At 71.3% G+C, this 24963-nt stretch carries 22 protein-coding genes, 1 tRNA gene and 2 pseudogenes; 15 read left to right on the top strand and 10 right to left on the bottom strand.

From position 1 onward, the window contains the following. Window positions 1-31: 31 nt before the first annotated feature. The 3 genes from R6Y94_RS08445 (at window position 32) to R6Y94_RS08435 (ending at window position 3584) form a co-directional block, all read left to right on the top strand. Window positions 32-1396, top strand: coding sequence for a hemolysin family protein (locus R6Y94_RS08445; protein ID WP_318395216.1), 1365 nt, complete (start codon window positions 32-34; stop codon window positions 1394-1396). After that, window positions 1393-2457, top strand: a complete 1065-nt coding sequence (locus R6Y94_RS08440; RefSeq protein ID WP_318395215.1) for a hemolysin family protein — start codon at window positions 1393-1395, stop codon at window positions 2455-2457. Before R6Y94_RS08445 ends, R6Y94_RS08440 begins: the two co-directional genes overlap by 4 nt. 98 nt (window positions 2458-2555) lie before the next feature. Continuing rightward, the gene (locus R6Y94_RS08435; RefSeq protein WP_318395214.1) at window positions 2556-3584 is read left to right on the top strand and encodes a sporulation protein; all 1029 of its coding nucleotides are present in this window, start codon (window positions 2556-2558) and stop codon (window positions 3582-3584) included. A 33-nt stretch (window positions 3585-3617) separates the two neighbouring features. Here R6Y94_RS08435 and leuE read toward each other — a convergent pair whose 3' ends face one another. Next, entirely contained in the window at window positions 3618-4286 is a 669-nt protein-coding gene (gene leuE / locus R6Y94_RS08430) for a leucine efflux protein LeuE (protein WP_318395213.1), read from the bottom strand. Further along, entirely contained in the window at window positions 4283-5578 is a 1296-nt protein-coding gene (locus tag R6Y94_RS08425; protein WP_318395212.1) for a bifunctional pyridoxamine 5'-phosphate oxidase family protein/GNAT family N-acetyltransferase, read from the bottom strand. Before R6Y94_RS08425 ends, leuE begins: the two co-directional genes overlap by 4 nt. A 39-nt stretch (window positions 5579-5617) precedes the next feature. On the opposite strand from R6Y94_RS08425, the gene R6Y94_RS08420 reads away from it, so the two are divergent. From R6Y94_RS08420 to rny, 10 genes and pseudogenes are all read left to right on the top strand, one after another. Further along, window positions 5618-6958: an aminotransferase class I/II-fold pyridoxal phosphate-dependent enzyme gene (locus R6Y94_RS08420; RefSeq protein ID WP_318395211.1), complete on the top strand. Its 1341-nt coding sequence runs from the start codon at window positions 5618-5620 to the stop codon at window positions 6956-6958. A gap of 171 nt (window positions 6959-7129) precedes the next feature. After that, window positions 7130-7828 (top strand): UdgX family uracil-DNA binding protein, encoded by a 699-nt coding sequence (locus tag R6Y94_RS08415; RefSeq protein ID WP_318395210.1) that lies wholly within the window; start codon window positions 7130-7132, stop codon window positions 7826-7828. A 65-nt stretch (window positions 7829-7893) separates the two neighbouring features. After that, window positions 7894-9036 (top strand): acyl-CoA dehydrogenase family protein, encoded by a 1143-nt coding sequence (locus R6Y94_RS08410; protein WP_318395209.1) that lies wholly within the window; start codon window positions 7894-7896, stop codon window positions 9034-9036. Between the two features lie 165 nt (window positions 9037-9201). After that, a complete protein-coding gene (locus R6Y94_RS08405; protein ID WP_318395208.1) occupies window positions 9202-10551 on the top strand; it encodes an MFS transporter in 1350 nt (449 codons plus the stop codon). 40 nt (window positions 10552-10591) lie between these two features. After that, window positions 10592-10792 carry a DUF3046 domain-containing protein gene (locus R6Y94_RS08400; RefSeq protein ID WP_318395207.1) on the top strand — a complete coding sequence of 67 codons (201 nt, stop codon included), beginning with the start codon at window positions 10592-10594 and terminating at the stop codon, window positions 10790-10792. 217 nt (window positions 10793-11009) lie between these two features. Then, a pseudogene (recA, locus tag R6Y94_RS08395) lies at window positions 11010-11861 on the top strand (recombinase RecA); the annotation flags it as partial. 60 nt (window positions 11862-11921) lie between these two features. Beyond that, window positions 11922-12476: pseudogene (locus R6Y94_RS08390) on the top strand (LAGLIDADG endonuclease); the annotation flags it as partial. A gap of 171 nt (window positions 12477-12647) precedes the next feature. After that, a complete protein-coding gene (locus R6Y94_RS08385; RefSeq protein ID WP_318395282.1) occupies window positions 12648-13151 on the top strand; it encodes a hypothetical protein in 504 nt (167 codons plus the stop codon). Window positions 13152-13175: 24 nt separating this feature from the next. After that, on the top strand, window positions 13176-13913 hold the full coding sequence (locus tag R6Y94_RS08380) for a regulatory protein RecX (protein ID WP_318395206.1): 738 nt from the start codon (window positions 13176-13178) through the stop codon (window positions 13911-13913). A gap of 669 nt (window positions 13914-14582) precedes the next feature. Then, the gene (rny, locus tag R6Y94_RS08375; protein WP_318395205.1) at window positions 14583-16358 is read left to right on the top strand and encodes a ribonuclease Y; all 1776 of its coding nucleotides are present in this window, start codon (window positions 14583-14585) and stop codon (window positions 16356-16358) included. Between the two features lie 292 nt (window positions 16359-16650). On the opposite strand, the gene R6Y94_RS08370 is transcribed toward rny, so the two are convergent. The 6 genes from R6Y94_RS08370 to R6Y94_RS08345 form a co-directional block, all read right to left on the bottom strand. Further along, window positions 16651-17649 (bottom strand): amino acid ABC transporter permease, encoded by a 999-nt coding sequence (locus R6Y94_RS08370; RefSeq protein ID WP_318395204.1) that lies wholly within the window; start codon window positions 17647-17649, stop codon window positions 16651-16653. After that, window positions 17646-17783, bottom strand: a complete 138-nt coding sequence (locus tag R6Y94_RS08365) for a hypothetical protein (protein WP_318395203.1) — start codon at window positions 17781-17783, stop codon at window positions 17646-17648. Before R6Y94_RS08365 ends, R6Y94_RS08370 begins: the two co-directional genes overlap by 4 nt. Continuing rightward, the gene (locus tag R6Y94_RS08360; protein WP_318395202.1) at window positions 17780-18490 is read right to left on the bottom strand and encodes an amino acid ABC transporter permease; all 711 of its coding nucleotides are present in this window, start codon (window positions 18488-18490) and stop codon (window positions 17780-17782) included. Before R6Y94_RS08360 ends, R6Y94_RS08365 begins: the two co-directional genes overlap by 4 nt. Window positions 18491-18556: 66 nt before the next feature. Continuing rightward, window positions 18557-19447 carry a glutamate ABC transporter substrate-binding protein gene (locus R6Y94_RS08355; protein WP_318395201.1) on the bottom strand — a complete coding sequence of 297 codons (891 nt, stop codon included), beginning with the start codon at window positions 19445-19447 and terminating at the stop codon, window positions 18557-18559. Window positions 19448-19507: 60 nt separating this feature from the next. Beyond that, entirely contained in the window at window positions 19508-20293 is a 786-nt protein-coding gene (locus R6Y94_RS08350) for an amino acid ABC transporter ATP-binding protein (protein ID WP_318395200.1), read from the bottom strand. A gap of 245 nt (window positions 20294-20538) precedes the next feature. After that, window positions 20539-20634, bottom strand: a tRNA-Sec gene (locus tag R6Y94_RS08345). A 309-nt stretch (window positions 20635-20943) separates the two neighbouring features. Here R6Y94_RS08345 and R6Y94_RS08340 point away from each other — a divergent pair. After that, window positions 20944-21426 (top strand): hypothetical protein, encoded by a 483-nt coding sequence (locus tag R6Y94_RS08340; RefSeq protein ID WP_318395199.1) that lies wholly within the window; start codon window positions 20944-20946, stop codon window positions 21424-21426. An 89-nt stretch (window positions 21427-21515) separates the two neighbouring features. Here the strand turns inward: R6Y94_RS08340 and R6Y94_RS08335 are convergent, their stop codons facing one another. Next, window positions 21516-21764 (bottom strand): DUF2277 family protein, encoded by a 249-nt coding sequence (locus R6Y94_RS08335; RefSeq protein ID WP_318395198.1) that lies wholly within the window; start codon window positions 21762-21764, stop codon window positions 21516-21518. Window positions 21765-21844: 80 nt separating this feature from the next. Between R6Y94_RS08335 and miaB the strand changes: the two genes are divergently transcribed. Further along, entirely contained in the window at window positions 21845-23338 is a 1494-nt protein-coding gene (gene miaB, locus R6Y94_RS08330; RefSeq protein WP_318395197.1) for a tRNA (N6-isopentenyl adenosine(37)-C2)-methylthiotransferase MiaB, read from the top strand. A 49-nt stretch (window positions 23339-23387) separates the two neighbouring features. On the opposite strand, the gene R6Y94_RS08325 is transcribed toward miaB, so the two are convergent. After that, a complete protein-coding gene (locus R6Y94_RS08325; RefSeq protein ID WP_318395196.1) occupies window positions 23388-24740 on the bottom strand; it encodes a cellulose binding domain-containing protein in 1353 nt (450 codons plus the stop codon). Window positions 24741-24963: the final 223 nt, after the last annotated feature.

Genomic DNA, 24963 nt, shown 5'->3' with positions numbered 1-24963 from the left:
AGCCGCGACGACGGGGAGCGCTGAGCACCCCGTGTTGATCGCGCTAGGTCTCGTCCTGATCATCCTGCTCACCGTGGCGACCGGATATTTCGTCGCCCAGGAATTCGGTTACGTCGCCGTAGACCGGGGCAAACTGCGCCAACTCGCCGAGGATGGCGACGTCGCGGCGCAACGCGCCCTCACGGTCACCGGACGGCTCTCCTTCATGCTCTCCGGAGCCCAACTCGGGATCACCGTCACCGCTCTGCTCGTCGGTTACGTCGCCGAGCCGTACCTCGGCGACGGCTTGGCCGACCTGCTCGGCGTGGCGGGCGTCTCGGCCGCGGTCAGCACGCCGGTCGCGGTCGCGCTGGCCCTGGTGATCGCCACCGTCGTGCAGATGGTCTTCGGTGAGCTCGCCCCGAAGAACCTCGCCATCGTCCGGGCGGAGGCGCTGGCCCGGGCCCTGAGCCGCTCCACGCTGATCTACCTGGCCGTCGCCGGGCCGCTGATCCGGCTCTTCGACGCCGCCGCCACCCGGCTGCTGCGCCGGATCGGCATCGAACCGGTGGAGGAGTTGCCCAGCGGGGCGACGCCGGAGGACCTGGAACAGATCATCGCCGAGTCGCGCGAGGAGGGGCACCTCGACGCCGAGATGTCCACCCTGCTCGACCGGGGCCTCGACTTCCGGCAGCTCACCGCCGCCGAGGCGATGGTGCCCCGGGTCGACGTGCACACCGTACGGGCCGACGAGCCGCTCAGCCGGCTGGTCGAGCTGCTCGACACCGGGCACTCGCGCTTCCCGGTCCGCGGCGCCGAGGGAGTGGACGACGTCGTCGGGGTGGTCGGCATCGCCGACGTACTCGGGGTGCCGCCGGCGCGGCGCGCGAGCACCCCGGTCGAGGCGGTTGCCGTACCCCCGTTGCTGGTGCCGGCGACGCTGCCGCTACCGACGGTGCTGGACCGGCTCCGGGCCGGGCACCGCCAGCTCGCCTGCGTGGTGGACGAGTACGGCGGCTTCGCCGGGGTGATCACGCTGGAGGACATCGCCGAGGAACTGGTCGGCCCGATCCGGGACGAGGACGACCCGCCCGAGCGGGCCCCGGTCCGGCAGGCCGACGGATCCTGGGTGGTGCCGGCCCGCTGGCGGATCGACGAGGTCGCCGACAGCACCGGGATCACCCTGCCCGAGGCACCCGAATACGACACCCTCTCCGGTCTGGTGATGCGGGAGCTGGGCCGGATACCGGAGGTCGGCGACCGGTTGGAGATCAGGCTCTCCGCCGAAGGCGAGCCGGACCAGGAGGCGACGCTGCCCCGGGCCCACGTCGAGGTGCTGGCGGTCGACCGGCACGTCGCCGACTCGGTCCGGCTCCGGGTGCTGGTGCCGCAGGGCGAGACGGAGCGCACCCCGTGAGCACCACGTGGGCGTTGCTGATCTCCCTGTTGCTGCTCGCGCTGAACGGCTTCTTCGTGGCCGCCGAGTTCGCCCTGCTGGCCTCGAAGCGCTACCGGCTGGAGCAGGCCGCCGCCTCCGGTGGCCGGGCCGCCCGGGCGGCGCTGGACGGGGTACGCGAGCTGACCCTGATGCTGGCCGGTGCCCAGCTCGGGATCACCGTCTGCACGTTGGGGCTGGGTGCCCTCGCCGAACCGGCGATCGAGGACCTGTTCAGCCCGCTGCTGCACGCGGTCGGCCTGCCCGACACGGCGAGCCACGCGATCGCGCTGGTCTTCGCGCTCGCCCTGGTCACCTTCCTGCACCTGGTGGTCGGCGAGATGGCTCCGAAGTCGTGGGCGATCACCGACCCGGAGCGCTCCGCCGTACTGCTCGCGCTGCCGTTCCGGGCGTTCGCCCGGGTGGCCCGGCCGGTGCTCTCCGCGCTGAACGGGCTCGCCAACGTGACACTGCGGCTGGCCCGGGTACGCCCGGAGGAGCAGTTGGCGGTGGCGCACGGGCCGGAGGAGCTACGGATGCTGCTCCAGCAGTCGCGCGAGCACGGCCTGCTCGCCGCCGACCAGCACGAGATGCTGACCAGCATGCTCCAACTCCAGGGCACCACCGTCGCCCAGGTGATGGAGCCGGTCGAGACGATCGTCTCGGTACGCCCCGACGACTCCGCGGAGCGGATCGAGGAGGTGTGCCGGTCCAGCGGCCGGTCCCGGCTGGCCGTCTTCGAGGCGCCGGGTGAGGTGGCCGGGCTGGTGCACGTCCGGGAGGCGGTCCGGGCCACCACCGCCGGGCGGGCGGCGACGGCGCGGGAGTTGATGACCGTGCCGTTCACCCTGGACGCGACCGCGACGGTCACCGAGGCGGTGGCCGCGATGCGGGCCGAGCAGGTGCAGCTGGCGCTGGTCAGCAACGGTGCCGGTGCCAGCCGGCCGATCGGCTTCGTCGCCCTGGAGGACCTGCTGGAAGAGGTCATCGGGGAGTTCGACGACGAGACCGACCCGATCCCACGGGGCCGCCGGCTGCGCTGAGCGTCCGCCGTGCCCGCCTGGCAGCCGAGTTTCCGGGGCAGGTGCGGCGGAGCGGCCGGGTGGGGGCCCGGCCGGGCGGACACGGGAGGGGGGCGACGGTGGGATTCGGGGGACTCCTGCCGGGTGCGGGTCTGACCGTGCGGACCGTGCTGACCAATCCGAGTACCCGGCCGGGGCTGTCGCTGCCCGGCCGGGTCACCGTCACCGCCGGCCGGTCGCCGGTGACGGTCGATCGGGTGACCCTCGGCCTGGTCACCCGGGTCGAGCCGGCCGGCGGCGAGCTGGAGTACCAGCCGGTGGAGTTCCACCGGGTAGCCGCCGCCGGGGCGTTCGTGCTGGCTCCGGAGGAGCGCCGGATCCTCGACTTCGGCGTGCCGGTGCCCTGGGAGACGCCGGTGACGGTGGTCGACGGCCGCTGCCTGCTCAACCTGCGGATGGGGCTGCGGGCCGAGGTCGCGGTCAGCGCGCTGCTCGACCGGGGCGATCTGCGCCCGGTGTACGTGCACCCGCTCCCCGCCCAGGCCGGCGTGCTCGCCGCACTGGGCGAGCTGGGTTTCGAGCTGCGCCAGGTCGGACTGCTCGCGGAACGGTTGCCGGGCATCGACCAGAGGCTGCCGTTCCACCAGAAGATCGCGTACTGGGCGGCACCGCTGTACGGCGGCCCGTTCAGCGAGCTGGAGGTCTCGTTCTTCACCGACCCGTACCGGGTGGAGGTGCTCTTCGCGCTGGACCGCCGGGTGGCGCTGGCCGGTGCCGGACACGTCAGCTTCAGCCGGTTCCGGGTGGACCACCGGGGTGCGGCGGAACTCGACTGGACCACCGTGGTGGACAGTTGGCTCCGGTACGCCGTACAGCGGCACTCGGCCACCGCCGCCGGCTACCAGGTCCGCACGGAACGCCGTCCGTCGCCGCCGCCTCGCCCGACCGACCCCGACCAGTCGCATCCCGGCCCGTCCGGCACCGACACCCGGGACAGCGAGCCGCCGGGCCGGGAGCCCAGTGGGGCCGCACCGGCCGCCGGCCACGATCCGGTCCGGGGACTGCGCCCGATCGGCGGCGGTGAGGGTGGGATCGGCGGCGGCGCGGGCGGGGGTGGCGGTGGCGGTGGCGGTGGCGGTGGAACCTGAGGGTGTCGGATGGGTCCGGTCGACCGGGGGTGGTCAGCCGGCGCTGGCGGTGGCGAGCTTGACGCCGAAGCCGAGGAAGAGCGCGCCGATCCCGGTGGTCACCCCGGCGGCCAGCCGCCGGCGGCGGCGGAACTGCACGGCCAGGAAGGTGCCGGTGAAGATCAGCACGGTCAGGTAGAGCGCGCTGGTGACCTGGGCGATCGCGCCGAGCAGCAGGAACGACAGCGCCGGGTAGGGATAGGCCGGGTCGACGAACTGGATGAAGAAGGAGATGAAGAAGAGGATCGCCTTCGGGTTCAGCAGGCTGATCACCGCCGCCCGCCGGAACGGCCGGTCGGCCGCCGCCGGCCGGGTGTCGACCAGCGGCGCCACCGCCGGGTCGTTCCGGGTACGCCAGCGCCGCCACGCCCCGCGCAGCATCATCAGCCCGACATAGCCGAGGTAGGCCGCGCCGGCGTACTTGATCACCATGAAGATCGGCGGGTACGCCTTGAGCACCGAGGCCACCCCGGCGGCGGATAGCACCATCAGCACCGCGTCGCCGAGGAAGACCCCGGCGGCGGCCCGGTAGCCGGCGCGTACCCCGGTCTTGGCGGCGGTGGTGAGCACGTAGAGCGAGTTCGGCCCGGGCAGCAGGATGATGGCGACCGTGCCCAGCACGTACGTCCAGATGTCGGTGATCCCCAGCACGCCGGTCATCATCGCCCCGCCGGGACCCCCGGGCGAAGCATTTCCTGGAGCCTGACCTGTGCTTTCGGCCACTCGTCGGCGAACATCACGTACTGCACGGTGTCCCGCCACGAGCCGTCCGGCCGGATCCGGTGCCGGCGGAGCACCGCCTCCCGGGTGGCGCCGAGCCGCTCGATGGCGCGCTGCGACCGCTCGTTGCGGATGTCGGTGTGCCAGACCACCCGCTCCGCGCCCAACTCCTCGAAGGCCCTGGTCAGCAGCAGCAGCTTCGCCTCGGTGTTCACCCCGGTACGCCACCAGCGCCGGCCCAGCCAGGTGTGTCCGATCGCGACGCGGCGGTGCACCGGGTCGATCTCGTAGTAGGAGGTGGTCCCGACCACCTCGCCGGTGACCGCGTCGAGCTGCACCCACGGCACCCGCTCGCCCTGCCAGTGCGCGTCGAGCGCGGTCCGGACGATCTCGGCCATCCCGGCCGGGTCCTGCGGCTGGGCGGCGCCGAGATGGGGCCAGACCTCCGGGTCGCGGGTGGCCGCGTAGAGGGCGTCGACGTGCGACTCGGCCAGCGGGGCGAGCCGGACGTGCGCGCCGGCCATCTCCACCGGGGTGTGCCAGGGGGAGCGGTCGGCCCGCAGGTACGCCGGCAGCGGGGCGGTCACCCCGGCATCGGGCTCGGGCCGCCGGGCGACGGTACGCAGCGGCAGCACTCCGGCCCAGTGCGGCAGGGCGTGGTCGGCGGGCTCCTCGCGTACGCCCCCGGTGCGGGTGCGGACCGAGACCTCGCGCAACGGCAGGGCCAGCAGGGCGGTCTCGGCCAGCTCCCGGCGGTTCGGCGGCCGGCTGTCGGCGCTGCGGCCCCGGCCGACCTTCTCGACCAGCGCGGTCAGCACCCTCCGCTTCTCCGTCTCGTCGGCGACCAGGTGCGCGGTGCCGTGTGCGACCAGCGAGCGGTAGTTGGCGCTGTGGTGGAACTGGGACCGGGCGTAGACCAGCCCGTCCAACTGGGTCACCGCGACGCAGACCGGCAGCCCGGCGTCGGAGCGGGCGGCCAGCAGCGGCCGGCTGCCGGTCGAGCCGTGCAGGTAGAGCGTGTCGCCGATCCGGACGTGCAGGGTGGGCAGGATCCGGGGCTCACCGTCCACGGTGAACCCGAGGTGGCAGTGGTACGCCTCGTCGAGCAGGTCGTGCGCGGCGGAGCGCTGGTAGGTCATCTTCGACCGGTCGCGGGTGGCGGTGCTCCGCCGGGTCTGCGGGTAGCTCTCCGGTGCGCCGTCCGGATGCGTCTGCGTCGGGGTCTGCTCGGCCATCTCGCGTCCGCCCTTTTGTGATAGTACAATCCTCAAACTGTGACAGCACATTATCAGCTCGCCGGTACGACGGCAGCCGAGATATCGGCCAGCGTGGAGGCGGGCGTCCGGACCGGGGAGCTGCCGGCCGGTGCCGCGCTGCCCGCCGTCCGGGCCCTGGCCGGGCGGCTCGGGGTCAGCCCGGCGACGGTCGCCAAGGCGTACCAGGGACTGCGCCAACGCGGCGTGGTGGAGACCGCCGGCCGCAACGGCACCCGGGTCCGCCCGAAGCCACCGGTCACCGGCCGCCGCGCCGCACTGCGGCTGCCCGCGCCGCCCGGTGCGCTCGACCTCTCGGTCGGCGAGCCCGACCCCGGGCTGCTCCCGCCGATCGGCCCGCACCTGGCCGCGCTGGCCGAGACCGCCGGTGCCTCGGTCAACTACCGGGACGGCGGCGTCCTCCCGGAACTCGTCGAGGCGGCCCGGGAGCGGCTGACCGCCGACGGGGTGCCGGCCGAGGCGGTGACGGTGACCGGTGGCGCGTCGGACGGCATCGAACGGCTGCTGGTCAGCAACCTGAGCCCGGGCGACGCGGTCGCGGTCGAGGATCCCGGCTGGGCCAACACCATCGACCTGGTCGCCACGCTCGGGCTGCGCGCGGTGCCGATGCCGGTCGACGACGCCGGACCCACCCCGGCCGGTCTGCGCGGCGCGCTGGCCGCCGGAGCCCGGGCGGTGCTGGTGACCAGCCGGGCACAGAATCCGACCGGGGCGGTGGTGACCGCCGACCGGGCGGTGGCGCTGCGGGCGGTGCTGGCCGACCGCCCCGACGTCCTGCTGGTCGAGGACGACCACGCCGCCGAGCTCGCCGTCGAGCCGCTGCACAGCCTGGCCGGCGCCACCCGGAGCTGGGCCTTCGTCCGTTCGACCAGCAAGCCGTACGGGCCGGATCTGCGGCTGGCCGTGCTCGCCGGGGACGAGGTGACCGTGGCCCGGGTGGCCGGCCGGTTGCGGGTCTGCTCCGGCTGGGTCTCCACCCTGCTGCAACGGCTCACCCTCGCGCTGTGGCGGGACCCGGCGGTCGCCGAGCGGATCGCACTGGCCCGGGCGAGCTACGCCGAGCGGGTCGCCGCGTTGCGCGGCGCACTCGCCGAGCGCGGGCTGGCCGGGCACGGCCGTACCGGGATCAACGTCTGGTTGCCGGTGCCCGACGAGACCCGGGCGGTCGCGGTGCTCCGGGACGCCGGCTACGTGGTGGCGCCCGGCTCACTGTTCCGGTTGGCCAGCGGGCCGGGAATCCGGATCACGGTCAGCCCACTCGCCGAGGCCGACATCGCGCCGCTGGCCGACGCGGTGGCCCGGGCCGCCGCCCCCGCCACTCCGCTCACCCTGAGTGCCTGATCCAGGCGTACCCGGGACCACCGCCCGCTTCGCTTCGCCGTCGTCGGGATCACCGAGATCCTTGGTGATCTGTGCTCAGCGGCCGATGGTATGTCGCCGAGAATCTTGGTGGCTCGCCACGCCGACCACCCTGAGTGCGTGATCCGGGGGGTACGGGGTAGAAAATGCGCTATGCCTGAGACCGAGACCGCCCCCGGAGCGCAGGAGTTCATCCCACCCGGCGCCGACAGCCTGGCCGAGCTGCGCGACGCGGCCGGCGGCTGCCGGGGCTGCGAGCTGTACCGAGACGCCACCCAGACGGTCTTCGGCCGGGGCGACGAGCACGCCCGGGTCGTCTTCGTCGGTGAGCAGCCCGGCGACATGGAGGACCAGAAGGGGCTGCCGTTCGTCGGCCCGGCCGGACACCTGCTGCGGCGTGCCGTGGACGAGGCCGGCATCGACCCGGCGCAGCTCTACATCACCAACGCGGTCAAGCACTTCCGGTTCGAGATGCGCGGCAGGCGCCGGCTGCACAAGACCCCGGACCGGGTGCACATCGTCGCCTGCCGGCCCTGGCTGGTCGCCGAGTTCGCCCGGCTGCACCCCGAGGTCGTGGTGGTACTCGGCGCGACGGCGGCCAAGGCGCTGCTCGGCCCCTCGTTCCGGGTCACCCAGTCCCGGGGCGTACTGCTGCCCTGGCCGGAGTCGGCGCAGCGGCCGCAGGACTTCGCCACGGTGCCGGTCGGGCCGACCGGGGAACGCGAGTCGGTCGCGCCGACCCGGCTGGTCGCCACCATCCACCCCTCCGCGGTGCTCCGCGCCGACGACCGGGACGCCGCGTACGCCGGCCTGGTCGCCGACCTGTTGGTGGTGGCCGGGGCGCTGGCCTGAGCGCCGTACCAGGAGCCGGATCGGGTTCCTTGGGTCCGGGGCGACGCCGGGGCAGACTGACCGGCATGGAACAGCACCTCTACGAGCCCGTGCACGACGAGTTCCGCGAGCTGTGCCGGGCGTTCCTGGCCCGCGAGGCGGTGCCGTACCACGACCGGTGGGAGGCCGACGGCATCGTGGACCGGGAGGTGTGGCGCCGGGCCGGTGCCGCCGGACTGCTCGGCATGGACATCCCCGAGGAGTACGGCGGCGGTGGCCAGCGCGACTTCCGGTTCAACGCCGTACTCGTCGAGGAGGTCGTCGCCAGCGGCTGTTCCGGGCTCGGGTTCGGGCTGCACAACGACGTGGTCGCGCCGTACCTGAGCGAGCTGGCCACCGGCGACCAGCGGGCGCGCTGGCTGCCCGGCTTCTGCTCCGGCGACATCGTCACCGCGATCGCGATGAGCGAGCCGGGCGCCGGCTCCGACCTGGCCGGGATCCGCACCACCGCCACCCGGGACGGCGACGACTACGTGCTGACCGGACAGAAGACGTTCATCACCAACGGCGAGCTGGCCGACCTGGTCGTGGTGGTGGCGAAGACCGCGCCGGAGCGGGGCGCGCACGGGGTGAGCCTGCTGGTGGTCGAGCGCGGCACACCCGGGTTCAGCCGGGGACGCCGGCTGGCCAAGGTCGGGCTGAAGGCCAACGACACCGCCGAACTCTTCTTCGACGAGTGCCGGGTGCCGGCGACCAACCTGCTCGGTACGGAGAACAGGGGCTTCTACCACCTGATGGCGAACCTCCCCCGGGAGCGGCTCGGCATCGCGGTCGCCGCGGTCGCCGCCGCCGAGCGGCTGCTCACGGTAACCCTCGGGCACGCCCGGTCCCGTGAGGCGTTCGGCCAGCCGATCGGGGCGTTCCAGCACAACCGCTTCCTCCTCGCCGAGCTGGACACCGAGGTCACCATCGCCCGTACCTTCCTGAACCACTGCGTCGCCGAGTTCAACGCCGGCCGGCTGTCCGCAGTGGACGCCGCGAAGGTCAAGTGGTGGACCACCGAGCTGCAGAACCGGGTCGCCGACCGTTGCGTCCAGTTGCACGGCGGCTACGGCTACATGCTGGAGTACCCGGTCGCCCGGGCCTGGCTGGACGGCCGGGTGCAGACCATCTACGGCGGCACCACCGAGATCATGAAGGAGATCATCGGGCGCGACCTGGGGCTGTGACGGGCCTGGGTCCGCACTACGCCGTCGGCGAATCGGGGTTGAACGTGCCCGGCGGCCGTGCTTCGATCCGCAGGTAAGGATGGCCCTCGCCTACCGCTCCTTGCGGCGGGCGATCTGCGCCTCCCGCCCCGGCGGCGGGTCCGAACGGGGACGGGAGCGGCTGGCATGACGGCGGAACTGACCACCGGAGTCGACGGCCGACCCGTCGGGGCGGCGCCACTCGACGTCGCCCGGGTCCAGCGGCGCACGTTGCTGCTGCTCTGCCTCACCCAGATCATCGGCGGCACCGGGATGACCATCGGGATGTCCGTCGGCGTACTGCTCGGCGCCCGGCTCGGTGGCACCGCGATCTCCGGTCTGGTGCAGAGCGCCTCGGTGGTCGGCGGCGCACTGCTCGCCGTGCCGGTGAGCCGGATCATGCGGACCGGTGGTCGGCGGCCGGGGCTGGCCGTCGCGTACCTGGTCGGCGCGGTGGGTGGGGCCCTGATCGTGCTGGCGGCGGTCGCCGACTGGGTACCGCTGCTCTTTCTCGGTGCGCTCCTCTTCGGCGGCGGGACGACCGCCGGGCTCCAGGCCCGGTACGCCGCCGTCGACCTGGCCGAGCCGGCCCGCCGGGGCCGGCACCTGTCGATCGCCGTCTGGGCCACCACCATCGGTGCGGTGACGGCCCCCAACCTCGCGGCGCCGGCCGACCGGGCGCTGGCCTGGACCGGGGTACCCCCGCTGGCCGGCCCGTTCGTCTTCAGCGTGCTCGCCTTCGTGCTCGCCGCCGGGGTACTCCTGGTGTTCCTCCGGCCCGACCCGCTGCTGACCGCGCGCCGGCTCGCGGCCGCCGGTGCCGACGCCGCACCGGCCACCGACGCACCGGCCACCGACGCACCCGGCACCGGCGCTCCGGCCCGGCGGGACGACGGCCTGCGCGCCGCCTTCCGGGTGGTCCGCGACCTGCCGGCCGCCCGGCTCGGCATCTCCGCCGTCGCGATGGGGCACCTGGTGATGGTCGGGGTGATGGTGATGACCCCGGTACGCCTCGGCGAGTGGCACTCCGAAGCCCACCTGCTGCGGGTGGTCGGCCTGGTGCTCAGCCTGCACATCGCCGGGATGTTCGCGCTCGCCCCGGTGGTCGGCTGGCTCACCGACCGGCTCGGTCGGCGGGCCGTGATCCTCGGCGGGCTCGGCCTGCTCCTCGCCGCCTGCGCGGTCGCCGGGACCGCCGGGCACGACACCGTACGGATCTCGATCGGGCTCACCCTGCTCGGCCTCGGCTGGTCCGGCACCATGGTGGCCGGCTCGACCCTGCTGTCGGAGTCGGTGCCGGTCGAGGTACGCCCTGCGGTGCAGGGGCTCTCCGACCTGACCATGGGGCTGGCCGGGGCGCTCGCCGGGGCGCTGAGCGGGTTTGTCATCCAGGTCGCCGGCTATCCCGTGCTCAACCTGCTGGCGGCGGTCGCCGTGGTGCCGCTGCTGGCGCTAGCGTTGCGGGCGGCGCCGCCGCGGATGCGGGCCGGGGTCTGAGACCGGGCGGGGGTGCCCGGAGCGGAAGGGGACTGGTTCGGTGCGGTTGACAGACTTCTGGGCGCGGTTGGAGCAGACGTTCGGCCCGGCGTACGCCGGTAGCCTCGCCGCCGACCAGGTGCTGCCGCAGTTGGGGGGCCGGACCATCCGGCAGGCCCTGGAGGCCGGCGAGGAGACCGTGGTGGTGTGGCGCGCGGTCTGCGCGGCGTACCCCGATCGGGTGCCGGCTCGGCTACGCTGACCCGTCGATCGACGTACATCTCAAAGTGATCGATTAGGCACTTACGGTAGTTTGGCGTGTCGTGTGCCGAGTCGTACACCTGTTCGGCTATTGTCCACAGCGGGGCGCCCGTCCACAGGTCGCGGCCAGCCGGCTGTTTTCTGTCGGACCGAGCGCCTAGCGTGTGCGCGTGACGAAAAGCTCAGCGAAGATGCCGGCGAAGGCAGGGGTGGCAACCATGGCGGCAGGACCTGACCGGGAGAAGGCACTCGACCTTGCTCTCGCTCAGATCGACAAGCAGTTCGGCAAGGGCTCGGTGATGCGGCTGGGGGAGCGGCCGGTCATCCAGACCGCCGTGATCCCGACCAGTTCCATCGCGCTCGACGTGGCACTCGGCGTGGGCGGTCTGCCGCGCGGCCGGGTCGTCGAGATCTACGGCCCGGAGAGCAGCGGTAAGACGACCGTCGCGCTGCACGCGGTGGCCAACGCGCAGAAGGCCGGCGGCATCGCCGCGTTCATCGACGCCGAGCACGCCCTCGACCCGGAATACGCGAAGGCGCTGGGCGTGGACACCGACGCGATGCTGGTCTCCCAACCCGACACCGGTGAGCAGGCGCTGGAAATCGCCGACATGCTGATCCGGTCCGGTGCGCTCGACATCATCGTGATCGACTCGGTCGCCGCGCTGGTGCCGCGTGCCGAGATCGAGGGCGAGATGGGCGACAGTCACGTCGGTCTCCAGGCCCGGCTGATGAGCCAGGCGCTGCGGAAGATCACCGGTGTGCTCAGCAACACCGGCACCACCGCGATCTTCATCAACCAGCTCCGGGAAAAGATCGGCGTGATGTTCGGCTGCATGTCGTACTCGACGAGGGTCACCCTCGCGGACGGCACGCAGGAGAAGATCGGCAAGATCGTAAACCAGCGTATGGACGTCGAGGTGCTCTCGTACAACCCGGAGACCGACCGGGTCGAGCCCAAGAAGATCGTCAACTGGTTCAACAACGGCCCGGCCGAGGAGTTTCTCCAGTTCACGGTCGCCAAATCCGGTGGCAACGGGCGCGCGCAGTTCGCCGCCACTGCCAACCACCTCGTCCGGACTCCGGGCGGCTGGCGCGAGGCCGGCGAACTGATCGCCGGAGACCGGGTGATGCTGACCGAGCAGCGCCGGCTCAGCGAACAGCAGTGGCAGGTGGTGCTCGGCTCGTTGATGGGTGACGGCAACCTCTCGGCCAACCGGCGGGACCGGTCCGGAGCGCGGTTCCGGCTCGGTCACGGAGCCGAGCAGACCGGCTATCTCGACTGGAAGGTCTCGCTGCTCGGCAACATCCCGAACTCGCGCCGGACCGACGCCAGAGGGGCCGTCTTTGCGGACTTCACTCCGCTGCCCGAACTGGACGAGTTGCGTCGGGCGGTCTACCTCGGCGACGGGAAAAAGCACCTGAGCTGGGACTATCTCAAGGCACTGACGCCGTTGGCGTTCGCGGTGTGGTACATGGACGATGGCTGCTTCACACTGCGGTCCAAGGGGCTCCAGCAGCGTACCGAGGGTGGCTCAGGTCGGATCGAGATCTGTGTCGAGGCGATGGCCGAGGGCACCCGGGAAAGGCTGGTCGAACACCTGCGGGACGCGTACGAACTGGACGTGAAGTTGGTGAGCCGGGGTGCACGACAGATGGCGTTCATCCAGTTCACCACCGCTGCCTCGGCGAGGTTCCAGGAGATCGTCGCGCCGTACGTGCCGGCGGTGATGGAGTCCAAGCTGCTTCCGCGCTTCCGTGGCCGGTGCGTCGTCCAGCCGGCGTTCGTGCCGGCGGAACTGACGCCGGTGCCGGCGCGGATCATCGACGTGCGGGTCAAGTCGAAGACTCGGTCGATGAACCGGTTCGACATCGAGGTTGAGGGGAACCACAACTACTTCGTCGATGGCGTGATGGTGCACAACAGCCCCGAGACGACCACCGGTGGTCGGGCGCTGAAGTTCTACGCCTCGGTCCGGCTCGACGTGCGACGCATCGAGAGCCTCAAGGACGGCACCGACGTGGTCGGCAACCGCACCAGGGTCAAGGTGGTGAAGAACAAGGTCGCGGCGCCGTTCAAGCAGGCCGAGTTCGACATCATGTACGGCAAGGGCATCTCCCGGGAGGGCTCGCTGATCGACGTCGGCGTGGAGCAGTCGATCATCCGTAAGTCCGGCGCCTGGTACACCTACGACGGTGACCAGCTCGGCCAGGGCAAGGAGAAGGCCCGCGAGTTCCTCCGGGAGAACCCGGACGTGGCGGCCGAGATCGAGAAGAAGATCCTCGAAAAGCTCGGTGTAGGGGTGGCGGCCGGCACGGATGCGGCCGGCGGGCCGGAACTGCCGCCGGTGGACTTCTGACGCCTCGACTGAGTCCACATCGACGTGGCAGGACGACGTGGTGCCCGTACGGGCCGGGGGTGGGATGCCGCCCCGTCGGCCCGTACGGGCGGCAGTGGCACCGGCCGTTCGCGCCGGGGTCGGTCAGGTGGCTCGGCCACCCCGTCCGGGCGATGGCCGGCGGAGGCGGGACCGGGCGACGCGGCAGCGGACGAGTCATCGGCGCCGGGCGCTCCGCGTGACGAGGCGGAGCAGGCCCGGGAGATCTGCCTGCGCCAGCTCGCCGTACGCCCACGCACCCGGGCCGAGCTGGCCACCGCACTGGCCCGGCGAGGCATCTCCGAAGAGGTGGCCGCCGAAGTCCTCGATCGCTACGACGAGGTCGGCATCATCGACGACGCCGCCTTCGCCCGCGCCTGGGTGAGTAGCCGTCACCAGGGTCGAGGGCTGGCCCGTCGGGCGCTCGCCAACGAGCTGCGCCAGCGCGGCGTGGACGCCGACATCGCGACCGAGGCGCTCGGCGAGCTGGACGAGACGACCGAGGCCGAGACCGCCCGGCACCTGGTCGACCGGAAACTCCGTAGCGCCACCGGCTCGCCGGAGGCGGTCTTCCGGCGGCTGGTGGGGATGCTGGCCCGGAAGGGTTATCCGCCCGGGGTGGCGATCCGGGCGGTCAAGGACGCACTGGCCGAGCGGGACGCCGAGGCAGCCGAGTTCGCCGACCAGATCGACGCGGACGCGCTCGCCGAAGCCGGCACGGAACCCGACCGCGACGCTCTCTAGCGCGCTCGGCGCTGCGGGCCAGGCGGGACCGTCTCTGGGTGAGGACGCCCCGCGATGCCGACCTGGGAGCGCTTCCGTTCCGGTCGCTGCACCGCCTCGCCGGGCCCTCAGGCGGAAGTCGGATTCCGGACTCGCCCCCTTATGCCCACCCTCATATCAGCTTGCCGTGAGCGTGCCGTCGCCGTACGTCAGACGCCTGGCCGGATCATGAGTTTCTTGACCGAATGCCCCATCGCGACCTAGCCTCGCCTTAGACGAGTTTTCCCGACCATCGCAGGCTAAGCGCACAACATAGATCGCGTAACAGTACGGCATCACTTCAGGCCAGTTCATCGGCCAGATATTCGGTTACCGGACGGGCCGGTCCGGTAACCGCAGCACCAGCAGCACCCGGTCGTCGGCGGTGTCCCCGGGGGGCACTGCCCGGTGGCCGTACCCTCGGCCAGCCGCCTCGGTCGGGCGTCGTGACAGCCGCAGGGCACGCCCCACCCACGGGCGTGGCACCTCCGGCGCTTGACGGCACAGGGGAGGCGGCCATGACCGAGCGGGCCAGGATCGGTAGCGGGTTCAGTCACGCCGGGGCTCCGGCATGAACGAGCGACCCGAGCGAATCAGCCAGTCCAGTGCGGATGTGCCTCGTGCCGGCACGCAGCGACGCGGAGCGCCGGCATGAGCGGCCTCGAATGGGTCCTGCTGGCCGCCATCGTCGGGCTGGCCGCGCTGGTGCTCGTCGCGATCAGCCTGGGCGCCCGGGCGCTGCGTCGGATCGGGACCGCGGCCGCCACGCCGCCGCCGGACGATCCCGCCTTCGTCGCCGAGAAGGACCGGCAGGAGCAGTCGCTGGCGGCGCTGCGCACCGCCGCCGACGAGGCGTCGTCGAGCGTCGACACCGCCAGGTCGGCCGCCGCCGCGGCCCGGGCCGACGCCGCCGCCGCCAAGGCCGAGGCAAGCGCCGCCCGCGCCGAGGCGCAGCGGGTACTGGACGCCGCCCGGGCCGAGGCCGACACCGTACTGGACCGGGCGCACCGGCAGGCCGAGGCGGACGCCGAGCAGGTACGCGCGGCGGCCCGGCGCAGCGGCGAGCGGGAGATCTCGCTGCTCGCCTCCACCACCCGGGAACAGGCGGCCGAGGTGGAACGGCGAGCCCAGCGGATGGACGAGCGGGAGCGGCTGCACACCGAGGAGGTGGAGCGGCTCGCCGAACGGGAGCGCCGGCTGACCGCCACGGCCGCCGAGCTGGCGGCCCGGAAGGCGGCGCTGGTCGCTCGGGAGACGGCGCTGGCCGAGGCGGAGGAGCTGCGGAAGCGGGAGCTGGAGCGGGTCGCCGGGCTGACCGCCGACGCGGCCCGGGCCGAGCTGGTGGAGGCGATCGAGGGCCAGGCGAAGCGGGAGGCGGCCATCCTGGTCCGGGACATCGAGGCCGACGCCCGGAACACCGCCGAGCAGCGGGCCCGGCACATCGTGGTCGACGCCATCCAGCGGGTGGCCAGCGAGCAGACCGCGGAGAGCGTGGTCAGCGTGCTGCACCTGCCTGGCGACGAGATGAAGGGCCGGATCATCGGCCGCGAGGGGCGCAACATCCGGGCCTTCGAGTCGGTCACCGGAGTCAACCTGATCATCGACGACACGCCGGAGGCGGTGCTGCTCTCCTGCTTCGACCCGGTACGCCGGGAGATCGGCCGGTTGACCCTGGAGAAGCTGGTACTCGACGGCCGGATCCACCCGCACCGCATAGAGGAGGTCTTCGAGACCGCCAAGCACGAGGTGGAGCGGCTCTGCCAGCGGGCCGCCGAGGACGCCCTGGTCGAGGTGGGCATCACCGAGATACACCCGGAGATGGTCAGCCTGCTGGGTCGGCTGCGCTACCGGACGTCGTACGGGCAGAACGTGCTCAAGCACCTGGTGGAGACGGCGCACATCGCCGGGATCATGGCCGCCGAACTGCGGCTGGACGTGCCGCTGATCAAGCGGTCAGCGTTCCTGCACGACATCGGCAAGGCGCTCACCCACGAGGTGGAGGGCAGCCACGCGCTGATCGGCGCCGACCTGGCCCGCAAGTACGGCGAGTCCGAGGAGGTGGTGCACGCGATCGAGGCGCACCACAACGAGGTGCCGCCGCAGACCATCGAGGCGGTGCTGACCCAGGCGTCCGACGCCTGCTCCGGCGGGCGACCGGGCGCGCGCCGGGAGAGCCTGGAGGCGTACGTCAAGCGGCTGGAGCGGATCGAGGAGATCGCTGCCGGCAAGTCGGGCGTGGAGAAGGTCTTCGCGATGCAGGCGGGTCGGGAAATCCGGGTGATGGTCAAGCCGGACGACGTCGACGAGATCGGCGCGGCGGTGCTGGCCCGAGACGTGGCGAAGCAGATCGAGGAGGAGCTGACCTATCCGGGTCAGATCCGGGTGACCGTCGTACGCGAGTCCAGGGTCACCGAGATCGCCCGCTGACGCCCGCGCCGAGCCCGTTCGACGTCCGGCCCGCCGGCACCTCGGGGCGTGCACCCTGCGGGTCCTGGCGTCGGTAGCAGACACGGACAGAGAGACTGTCGAGCTGCCCCGCCTGTGCACCGGCCGACAGGACCTGCCGTCGCTGGCAGGCACGGGCGGGCTCCTGGCATCGGTGGCTGGCACGGACAGACGGAAACGCCGGCCACCACCTCTCGGTCGCGGCCGGCGTTCTCGTGTCGGTCGGCCTCCACCCTCGATGCGGCGGCGGAACCGGCGGGCTGATAGTAGGTAGCTACGCGCTGCCCGTGTCCGCCCCGACACCCACGGTGGCTCCGCCGGGACCGGCCTGCGGCATGATCGACGGCGGCGCGGCCTGGTTCGGCAGCCCACGGGTCTTGCGGGCCCGAGCCATCCGGCGCTGCGCGTACTCGGCGAGCTTCGACAGCAGGTAGTTGATCAGGATGTAGATGGCGCCGACCACGGTGTACACCTGGATCGGGTTCTCCAGGTTGTCGATGATGAACCGGCTGACCCGGAGCACTTCCTCGTAGCTGATGATGAAGCCGAGCGAGGTGTCCTTGAGGACCACGATGAGCTGGCTGATCAGGGCCGGCAGCATGATCCGGAACGCCTGGGGCAGCAGGATCATCCGGGTGGTCTGGAAGGAGCTGAACCCGATCGCGTGCGCCGCCTCCCGCTGGCCGCCGGGCAGGCCCTCCATGCCGGAGCGGAGGATCTCGGCGATGACCACGCCGTTGTAGATGGTGAGGCCGATGACCAGGTACCAGAGGATGTCGCCGAGGTCGACGCCCAGGTCGGGCAGGGCGCTGGCGACGAAGAAGATGGTGATCACGACCGGCAGGCCGCGGAAGATCTCCACGCAGAACCGGGTGACCGCGTTGAGCACCCAGCCGAGCCCGCGCAGCGTCCAGGCGGCCGGGCCGGGCAGCCCCACGAACCGCCGCTGCTTCAGCGTCTTGAGCTGCACCCGGAGCACGGCGAGCGCCGTGCCGAAGACGAGCGAGCTGACGATCGCCAGTCCGGCTGCGGTCAGGGTGGCGATGAAGCCGTCCCGCAGTCGCGCCCAGACCAGCGGGAACACCTCGTTGTTGGGGTCGATCAGCGGACCCCACTTCTCCATCGTGAACTGGCCGTTCTCGTCCAGCGGCCGGTAGATGAGGAAGTATCCGAGGACGGCGATGCCGACGGCCGCGAACAGGCTCACGATCAGGGTGACCCGGCGGGCCCGTGGCCCGGGGGCGTCGTAGAGCACCGTCTGCTGGTTGCTCATGCCTGCACTCCGCTTCGTTCCGTGCCGTCCTGAGGCACATCGGTGCTGAGTCCGACGATCCGCTCGCTGTGCTCGCTCATGCCGGCACCTTCCTCGTGCGGGTTACCCGCCACCCGACTGTCCAGCGCGTTCACCGGGCCGACACCGCCCGGCGCCGCTCGATCCGGTCGAGGAGGATGCCCAGCGGCACGGTCATCACCAGGAAGCCGATGGAGACTCCGACGAAGACCGGGATGATCGGCTCGCCGAGCGCGCTGGTCAGATTCTGTGCCGAGTTGGAGAGGTCGCCGACGACTCCGAAGAAACCGGCGAGCGCGGAATTCTTGATCATGGCGATGATCACCGAGCCGAGCGGTACGACCGCGGACTTCCACGCCTGCGGCAGCACGACATACCGCAGGTTCTGCCCGAAGGTGAGCCCGATCGCCCGGGCCGCCTCGGCCTGCCCCGGCGGTACGGCGTTGATGCCGCTGCGGATCGCCTCGCAGACGAAGGCGGCGGTGTAGACCGAGAGTGCGATGACGGCGAACCGGAAGTACGGCAGGTCGATGCCGAGCCGGGAGAAGAGGCTGGACAGCCCGGGGATGCGTAGGAAGTCGGCGTTCGAGCCGAGCGCCGGCAACCCGAAGGCGGCGAAGAACATCACGATGGTCAGCGGACTGTTCCGGAACACCGTCACGTACGCCGTGCCGATCCAGCGCAGTGGCGGCACCGGGGAGATCCGCATGACCGCGACCAGGGTGCCGAGCACCAGCGCCCCGATCGCGGACAGGATACAGAGCTGGAAGGTGAGCCAGAACCCTCCAACGAAGACGTCGAAGTGGTCGACGAGCACACTCACGGGCACGCCTCTCTCATGGTCACCTTCCAGCTCCTACCTAACTGCGTCTGTCGATGCCGGCGCTACTCAGTACCGGTCGACCGCCGGACCCTGCGGGACGGTCGGGTCGAACTTGCCCGCGGTGTCCTGCCAGGCCTTCGCGTACCGGCCGTCGGTGTAGATCTTCTCGAGGGTGGCGTTGATGAACTCGCGGAACGCGGTGTCGCCCTTCTTGACACCGATTCCGTACGGCTCCTCGGTGAACTTCTCGCCGGCGAGCTTGAACTTGCCCTCGCTCTTGGCCACGTAGCCGAGCAGGATGACGTTGTCGGTGGTGACGGCGTCGACCTGCTTGTTGGTCAGCGCGTCGACGCACTTCTGGTAGCCGTCGAAGAGCACCAGCTGGGCGCCGGGGCTGGCCGGGTTGGCCAGGTACTTCTTGATGTTGTCGGCCGGGGTCGAACCCTGCACCGAGCAGACCTTCTTGTCGCCGGCCTTGAACGAGTCCGGGCCGGTGATGGAGCTGTCGTCGGAGCGGACCATGATGTGCTGCCCGGCGACGTAGTACGGACCGGCGAAGTCGATCCGCTCCTTGCGCTTGTCGTTGATGGTGTAGGTCGCCACCACGATGTCGGCCTTGCCCTGCTCCAGGACCTCTTCCCGGACCGCGGACGGGCTCTCGATGAATTCGACCTTGTCCTCGGCGATACCCAGCTCACCGGCGATGATCTTGCCGATCTCGACGTCGAAGCCGGCCGGCTTGTTGTCGAGGCCCTTGAGGCCGAAGCCCGGCTGGTCGAACTTGGTGCCGATAATGATCTTCTGGGCCTTGTTCAGCCGCTCCATCGTCGTGCCGGCCTCGAAGGTCTTGCTCCCGGCACCGGTGCCCGCACCGTCTCCATCGTCACCGCCGCAGGCGGCCACGGTGAAGGCCAGTGCCGCGACCGCGGCCACCGCCGCCACTCGCGTGATGCGCATTGCTCTCTCCTTCTTCGACGGAGCGGCCAGACCCGGGGGCGGTCGCTCCACTGTGGATACCTAGTGGGTGAGGATTTTGGACAGGAAGTCCTTGGCCCGCTCGCTACGGGGATTGGCGAAGAACTCGTCCGGTGCGGCGTCCTCGACGAGCTGGCCGTCGGCCATGAAGATGACCCGGTTGGCGGCGTGCCGGGCGAAGCCCATCTCGTGGGTCACCACCACCATCGTCATGCCGTCCCGGGCCAGCGAGGTCATCACGTCCAGCACCTCGCCGACCATCTCCGGGTCGAGGGCGCTGGTGGGCTCGTCGAAGAGCATCGCCTTGGGCTGCATGGCCAGCGCGCGGGCGATCGCCGCCCGCTGTTGCTGTCCACCGGAGAGCTGTGCCGGATATTTCTCGGCCTGGTTCGCGATGCCGACCCGCTCCAGTAGCTGCATCGCCCGGTCCCGGGCGGAGGCCGCCTTCTCCTTGCGGACCTTGGTCGGGCCGAGGGTGACGTTCTCGAGGATCGTCTTGTGTGCGAAGAGGTTGAACGACTGGAAGACCATGCCGACCTCGCTGCGCAGCCGGGCCAGGGCCTTGCCCTCGGCCGGCAGCGGCTGGCCGTCGAAGATGATGGTGCCGGAGTTGATCGGCTCGAGCCGGTTGATCGCCCGGCAGAGCGTCGACTTGCCGGAGCCGGAGGGGCCGATCACCACGACGACCTCGCCACGGGCCACCGACAGGTCGACGTCCTGCAACACGTGCAGCGGGCCGAACCACTTGTTGACCCCGTCAAGCCTGATGAGCGGTCGGTCAGTCGTCGTCGCACCGGCCACTTCGCCCGCGTCGCTCCGCTCGGTCATGCCCCCACCTGTCTCGTCCATGATCTGTCGCACCAGATTCAGGCTGAATCGGTTACGCAACTCTAGGGGACCTGACGTGCTGGAATGTAATCGAGTTCATCACGGGGCGATAACAGCGACGACAAAGATCATGACTGTCCGCTAAGGTCTGTCAACTCTGAGTAGTGGCGTGCTGGTCGCCGTCGCGCTTCCCGAGGTGGGGCGCCGTCCGGAACCGGGCGACCGGTCCGTCGCCGGGAAAAAGCTGGCGGAGGCGTACGGGAATCGAACCCGCCCGACCGAGCTACTCGGTCGCATCGGTTTTGAAGACCGTGAGGACCACCAGGCACCTGCCCGCCTCCAGGTCGGACTATATCCGCGCCCGAACTGTCCGGTGCCCGACCCCGCTGAACCGAAGAGACCACGCTGGGTGAGCGTGTCCGGCGAGCTGCGCCGGAACGGGCTCCCGCTCCGACTACAATAGGTAGTCAAGGGTCGTCTATTTCGGCGGATATGGTCACAGACCGGTAACTTAGCCGCTCTTGATCCGGTGTGCCCGGCACCATCGTGGGTGAGGCCGTTACACCCAGACACGGGGTTCCCGGCCCGACGGGGGATGCCCGAGGCGAGACCGGCATCCAGCCACGAACGATTACGGCGAGGAGGCGGCAATGATCGAGCTGTGGAACTGGAGGACGGAGGGGCGCGTCGCCGCCTCGGAGATCCGCCTCGCGCTTGCCGACGCGCTCGACGTACCGGTGCTGCCGCTCGGCGGGGTCGACCCGGCCCGGGTACCGGCCGGCGCGCTGTTGGCCGACGTCTGGCACCGCCCCGGTGACTTCCCGACCTCCGTCGACTGCTACGGCGTGCCGGCCGAACTGCCGGAGGTGGGCGCCGTCGCGGCGTTCGCCCGCCGGCTGGGCCGGGCCTGCCTGCTGCCGGACGACACCCTGGACGCCGGGCGGCACCTGCTGGTCGCGGCGGACGGCACCATCCGGCCGGTGCACCACGACGTGCGCGACACCGAGGACGGCGAGATCCTCTCCGAGCAGCGGCTCTGCACCGTGCTCAGTCCGCGCTGCCGGGGCTGGTCGCCCTGTCAGCGGTCGCGCTGGGTCCCGGACTCGGTGATCCCGGCGCTCGCCGCCGCCTGACCGCCTGGCCGCTAGCCCGCGCCTGGCCGCTAGCCCGCGCCCGCGCCTGGCCGCTAGCCCGCGCCTGGCCGCTAGCCCGCGCTTGCCCGCTAGCCTGCCGCCTGCCCGCCCTTTGCCGGCTGGCCGGTGCCGGAGCCCTTCACCACGAGCTGGTCGAGCAGGGTCCGGGTCGCCTCGGCCACGGCGGCCACCGCGGCGTCGAAGGCCGCCGCGTTGTGCGCGGCCGGGGCGCGGAACCCGGAGATCTTGCGGACGTACTGCAACGCCGCCGCCTCGATGTCCGTCTCGGTGACGACCTCGGCGTACGGCTGGCGAAGGGTCTTGATGCTCCGGCACATGGCGCTACCTTCCGGTCGAGGGGGAGTGGACGTCCCGGGGGAACGGGCTTCCCGGGTCCTGCGGATACTCTGTCACTGTCATGACTACCGCAGCCCTCGGCAGCCCGCGTACCTATCAGGTGCGCACCTACGGCTGCCAGATGAACGTGCACGACTCCGAGCGGATCTCCGGACTGCTGGAGCAGGCCGGTTACGTTCGCGCGGCCGACTCCGACGATCCGGACGTCGTGGTCTTCAACACCTGTGCGGTACGCGAGAACGCCGACAACCGGCTCTACGGCAACCTCGGGCACCTCCGGCCGGCCAAGGACAAGCGCCCGGAGATGCAGATCGCGGTCGGCGGCTGCCTGGCCCAGAAAGACCGGGGCGAGATCGTCCGCCGGGCGCCCTGGGTGGACGTGGTCTTCGGCACCCACAACATCGGCGCGTTGCCGGTGCTGCTGGAGCGGGCCCGGCACAACGCCGCCGCCGAGGTGGAGATCCTGGAGTCGCTGGAGGTCTTCCCCTCCACGCTGCCGACCCGGCGCGAGTCGACCTACGCCGGCTGGGTGTCGATCTCGGTCGGCTGCAACAACACCTGCACCTTCTGCATCGTGCCGGCGCTGCGCGGCCGGGAGAAGGACCGCCGCCCCGGCGACATCCTGGCCGAGGTACGCGCCCTGGTCGCCGAGGGTGTGCTCGAGGTCACCCTGCTCGGCCAGAACGTCAACTCGTACGGCGTCGAGTTCGGTGACCGGCTCGCGTTCGGGAAGCTGCTCCGGGCCACCGGCGAGATCGACGGGCTGGAGCGGGTCCGGTTCACCAGCCCACACCCGAAGGACTTCACCGACGACGTGATCGCGGCGATGGCCGAGACCCCGAACGTGTGCCACTCGCTGCACATGCCGTTGCAGTCCGGCTCCGACGACGTGCTCCGGGCGATGCGCCGGTCGTACCGGGCCGAGCGCTATCTCGGGATCATCGAAAAGGTCCGGGCGGCGATGCCGGACGCGGCGATCACCACCGACATCATCGTGGGCTTCCCCGGCGAGACCGAGGCCGACTTCGCCCGCACCCTGGAGGTGGTCCGGGAGGCGCGGTTCTCCTCGGCGTTCACCTTCCAGTACTCGAAACGCCCCGGCACCCCGGCCGCCACCATGCCGGACCAACTGCCCAAGCAGGTGGTCCAGGAGCGCTACGACCGGCTAATCGCAGCGGTCGAGGAGATCACCTGGGCGGAGAACCGCAAGCTCGTCGGCACCCCGGTCGAGGTACTGGTGGCGGTCGGCGAGGGGCGCAAGGACGAGCGCACCGGACGGCTCTCCGGCCGGGCCCGGGACGGCCGGCTGGTGCACTTCGCCGTCGGCTCGTACGCGGGGAAGATCCGGCCCGGCGACATCGTGCACACCAGGGTCAGCTACGCCGCCCCGCACCACCTGAACGCCGACGGGGAGCCACTGGCCCACCGGCGTACCCGGGCCGGTGACGCGGCCGAGGCGGGGCGTGCGCCGCGTACCGGTGGGGTGTCGCTCGGGCTGCCCACCGTCGGCGTGCCGCCGCCGCTGCCCGCGCCCGCGGCGGCCTGCGACCGCTGAGGCGTACGGACGGGCCGGGGAAACCGGCCCGTCCTGCCACCCGGTCCGCTCAGAGGCCGATCCGGCCGGTGCCGGCACCGCTGGTCACGATCGACTTCACGCCGCTGGCGCTGTCGAGCTGGTACGAGTACGGGATGCCGGCGACGCTGCCGCCGGTCTGCCCGCTGCCGGAGTTGACGAAGTGGTTGTTCCGGGCGACCAGGCTGCCCGGACCCGAGTCGCCCTCACCGAGGTGGTACGGGTCGTCGGTGTTCTCGAAGTAGTTGCCCTCGACGAGTACGCCCGCCCCCTCGGTGGACGCGACGCCGTAGCCGCCGATGTTGTTGTAGTAGTTGTTGAAGACGTGCACCGGGTTGCCGAACCGGACCCGGGGGTGCCGCTGCTCCGAGCCGTCGAACCAGTTGTGGTGGTAGGTGACCCGCAGGTGGCCCTGATCCTGGCTGGCGTTGTCGTCGCTGTGGCCGAGCAGCATGGACTTGTCGTGGCCGTAGACGCGGTTCCAGGAGATGGTGACGAAGTCCGAGGCCCGCTTCACGTCGACGGCACCGTCGTACCCGTCGGTGAAGCTGTTGTGGTCGATCCAGATGTTGGTGGCCGACTCCTGGACGTTGATGGCGTCGTCGTCCCAGCCACGGAAGTTGATGTTGCGGATGATGACGTTGCGGTCTCCGTTGATGTTGAGTCCGCACCCGGAGATGGTGGCGTTGGCACCGACCCCGACGATGGTCTTGTTGGAGCGGACCCGGAGCATGCCGGAGCAGGAGATGGTGCCGGAGACCCGGATCACGGCGGCGCTGCTGGAACCGACCGCGCTGGTCAGGGCGGAGGCGCTGGTGACCGTGGTGGTGGCGGCGTTGCCGCCACCCGTGGTACCACCGTTCTGGGTGGCCCAGCCGACCAGCCCGGTCTGCGGCGGCAGCGTCGGTCCGGTCGTCGGCGGGGTCGTCGGGGTGGTCGGCCCCGGTGTGCCCGGGTTGGTGCCGCCGGTGCAGGTCACGTCGTTGACGCTGAAGCTGGTCGGCGCCGGGTTGCTCGACCCGGTGAAGGTGCCGTTGAACCCGAACGAGACGCTGGCGTTGGTGGCGACGCTGCCGTTGTAGCCGACGTTGGTCGCGGTAACCTGACTGCCGTTCTGCGACACGTTCGCGTTCCACGCCTGGGTCACCGTCTGCCCGCCGGAGTAGGTCCAGCGCAGCGTCCAGCCGTTCAGCGGGTCGCCGAGGTTGGTGATGGTGACGTTGCCGCCGAAGCCGCCCGGCCACTGCGAGGCGACCGAGTAGCTGACCTGACAGCCGACCGCGGCGTGTGCGGAGACCGCGGTGAGTACACCGGCTCCGGTGAGCGCGGCGGTGGTGGCGGCAGCGGTGAGAATCAGCGCCGTCCGGCGCTGTCGTGCGAGCATCGTGCTCTCCTTCTCGTTCGGACGCACGCGCGTACCGCCGGTCAGTTCGGGTGCCGTGCCCGGCGGCTCCCGTGACCGGCCGACCCGCGCCGCGGATCCAAGCCGTGTTTCAAGACGATGGCTCCCACACTCGCGCCCACCTTAGGCAAGCGCTTTCCTTCGAATGGAATCATGCTTTTCGATCCTTGTAAACGGCTGGTTCGCCCCGGTACACGGCTGGTTC

The sequence above is a fragment of the Plantactinospora sp. KLBMP9567 genome (assembly GCF_033446045.1).
In the GTDB taxonomy this organism is placed as follows: Bacteria; Actinomycetota; Actinomycetes; order Mycobacteriales; family Micromonosporaceae; genus Plantactinospora.
Note: the sequence above shows the minus strand (reverse complement) of the source record. Positions and strands in the feature narration are given on the sequence as shown.

What these genes read in the sequence shown, in the direction of transcription:
- miaB (WP_318395197.1), top strand. Translation starts at nt 21,845, where the DNA reads ATGACTACCGCAGCCCTCGGCAGCCCGCGTACCTATCAGGTGCGCACC.
- R6Y94_RS08325 (WP_318395196.1), bottom strand. Translation starts at nt 24,740, where the DNA reads ATGCTCGCACGACAGCGCCGGACGGCGCTGATTCTCACCGCTGCCGCC.
- R6Y94_RS08350 (WP_318395200.1), bottom strand. Translation starts at nt 20,293, where the DNA reads ATGACCGAGCGGAGCGACGCGGGCGAAGTGGCCGGTGCGACGACGACT.
- R6Y94_RS08340 (WP_318395199.1), top strand. Translation starts at nt 20,944, where the DNA reads ATGATCGAGCTGTGGAACTGGAGGACGGAGGGGCGCGTCGCCGCCTCG.
- leuE (WP_318395213.1), bottom strand. Translation starts at nt 4,286, where the DNA reads ATGATGACCGGCGTGCTGGGGATCACCGACATCTGGACGTACGTGCTG.
- R6Y94_RS08370 (WP_318395204.1), bottom strand. Translation starts at nt 17,649, where the DNA reads ATGAGCAACCAGCAGACGGTGCTCTACGACGCCCCCGGGCCACGGGCC.
- R6Y94_RS08355 (WP_318395201.1), bottom strand. Translation starts at nt 19,447, where the DNA reads ATGCGCATCACGCGAGTGGCGGCGGTGGCCGCGGTCGCGGCACTGGCC.
- R6Y94_RS08415 (WP_318395210.1), top strand. Translation starts at nt 7,130, where the DNA reads ATGCCTGAGACCGAGACCGCCCCCGGAGCGCAGGAGTTCATCCCACCC.
- R6Y94_RS08425 (WP_318395212.1), bottom strand. Translation starts at nt 5,578, where the DNA reads ATGGCCGAGCAGACCCCGACGCAGACGCATCCGGACGGCGCACCGGAG.
- rny (WP_318395205.1), top strand. Translation starts at nt 14,583, where the DNA reads ATGAGCGGCCTCGAATGGGTCCTGCTGGCCGCCATCGTCGGGCTGGCC.
- R6Y94_RS08410 (WP_318395209.1), top strand. Translation starts at nt 7,894, where the DNA reads ATGGAACAGCACCTCTACGAGCCCGTGCACGACGAGTTCCGCGAGCTG.
- R6Y94_RS08405 (WP_318395208.1), top strand. Translation starts at nt 9,202, where the DNA reads ATGACGGCGGAACTGACCACCGGAGTCGACGGCCGACCCGTCGGGGCG.
- R6Y94_RS08385 (WP_318395282.1), top strand. Translation starts at nt 12,648, where the DNA reads ATGAACCGGTTCGACATCGAGGTTGAGGGGAACCACAACTACTTCGTC.
- R6Y94_RS08335 (WP_318395198.1), bottom strand. Translation starts at nt 21,764, where the DNA reads ATGTGCCGGAGCATCAAGACCCTTCGCCAGCCGTACGCCGAGGTCGTC.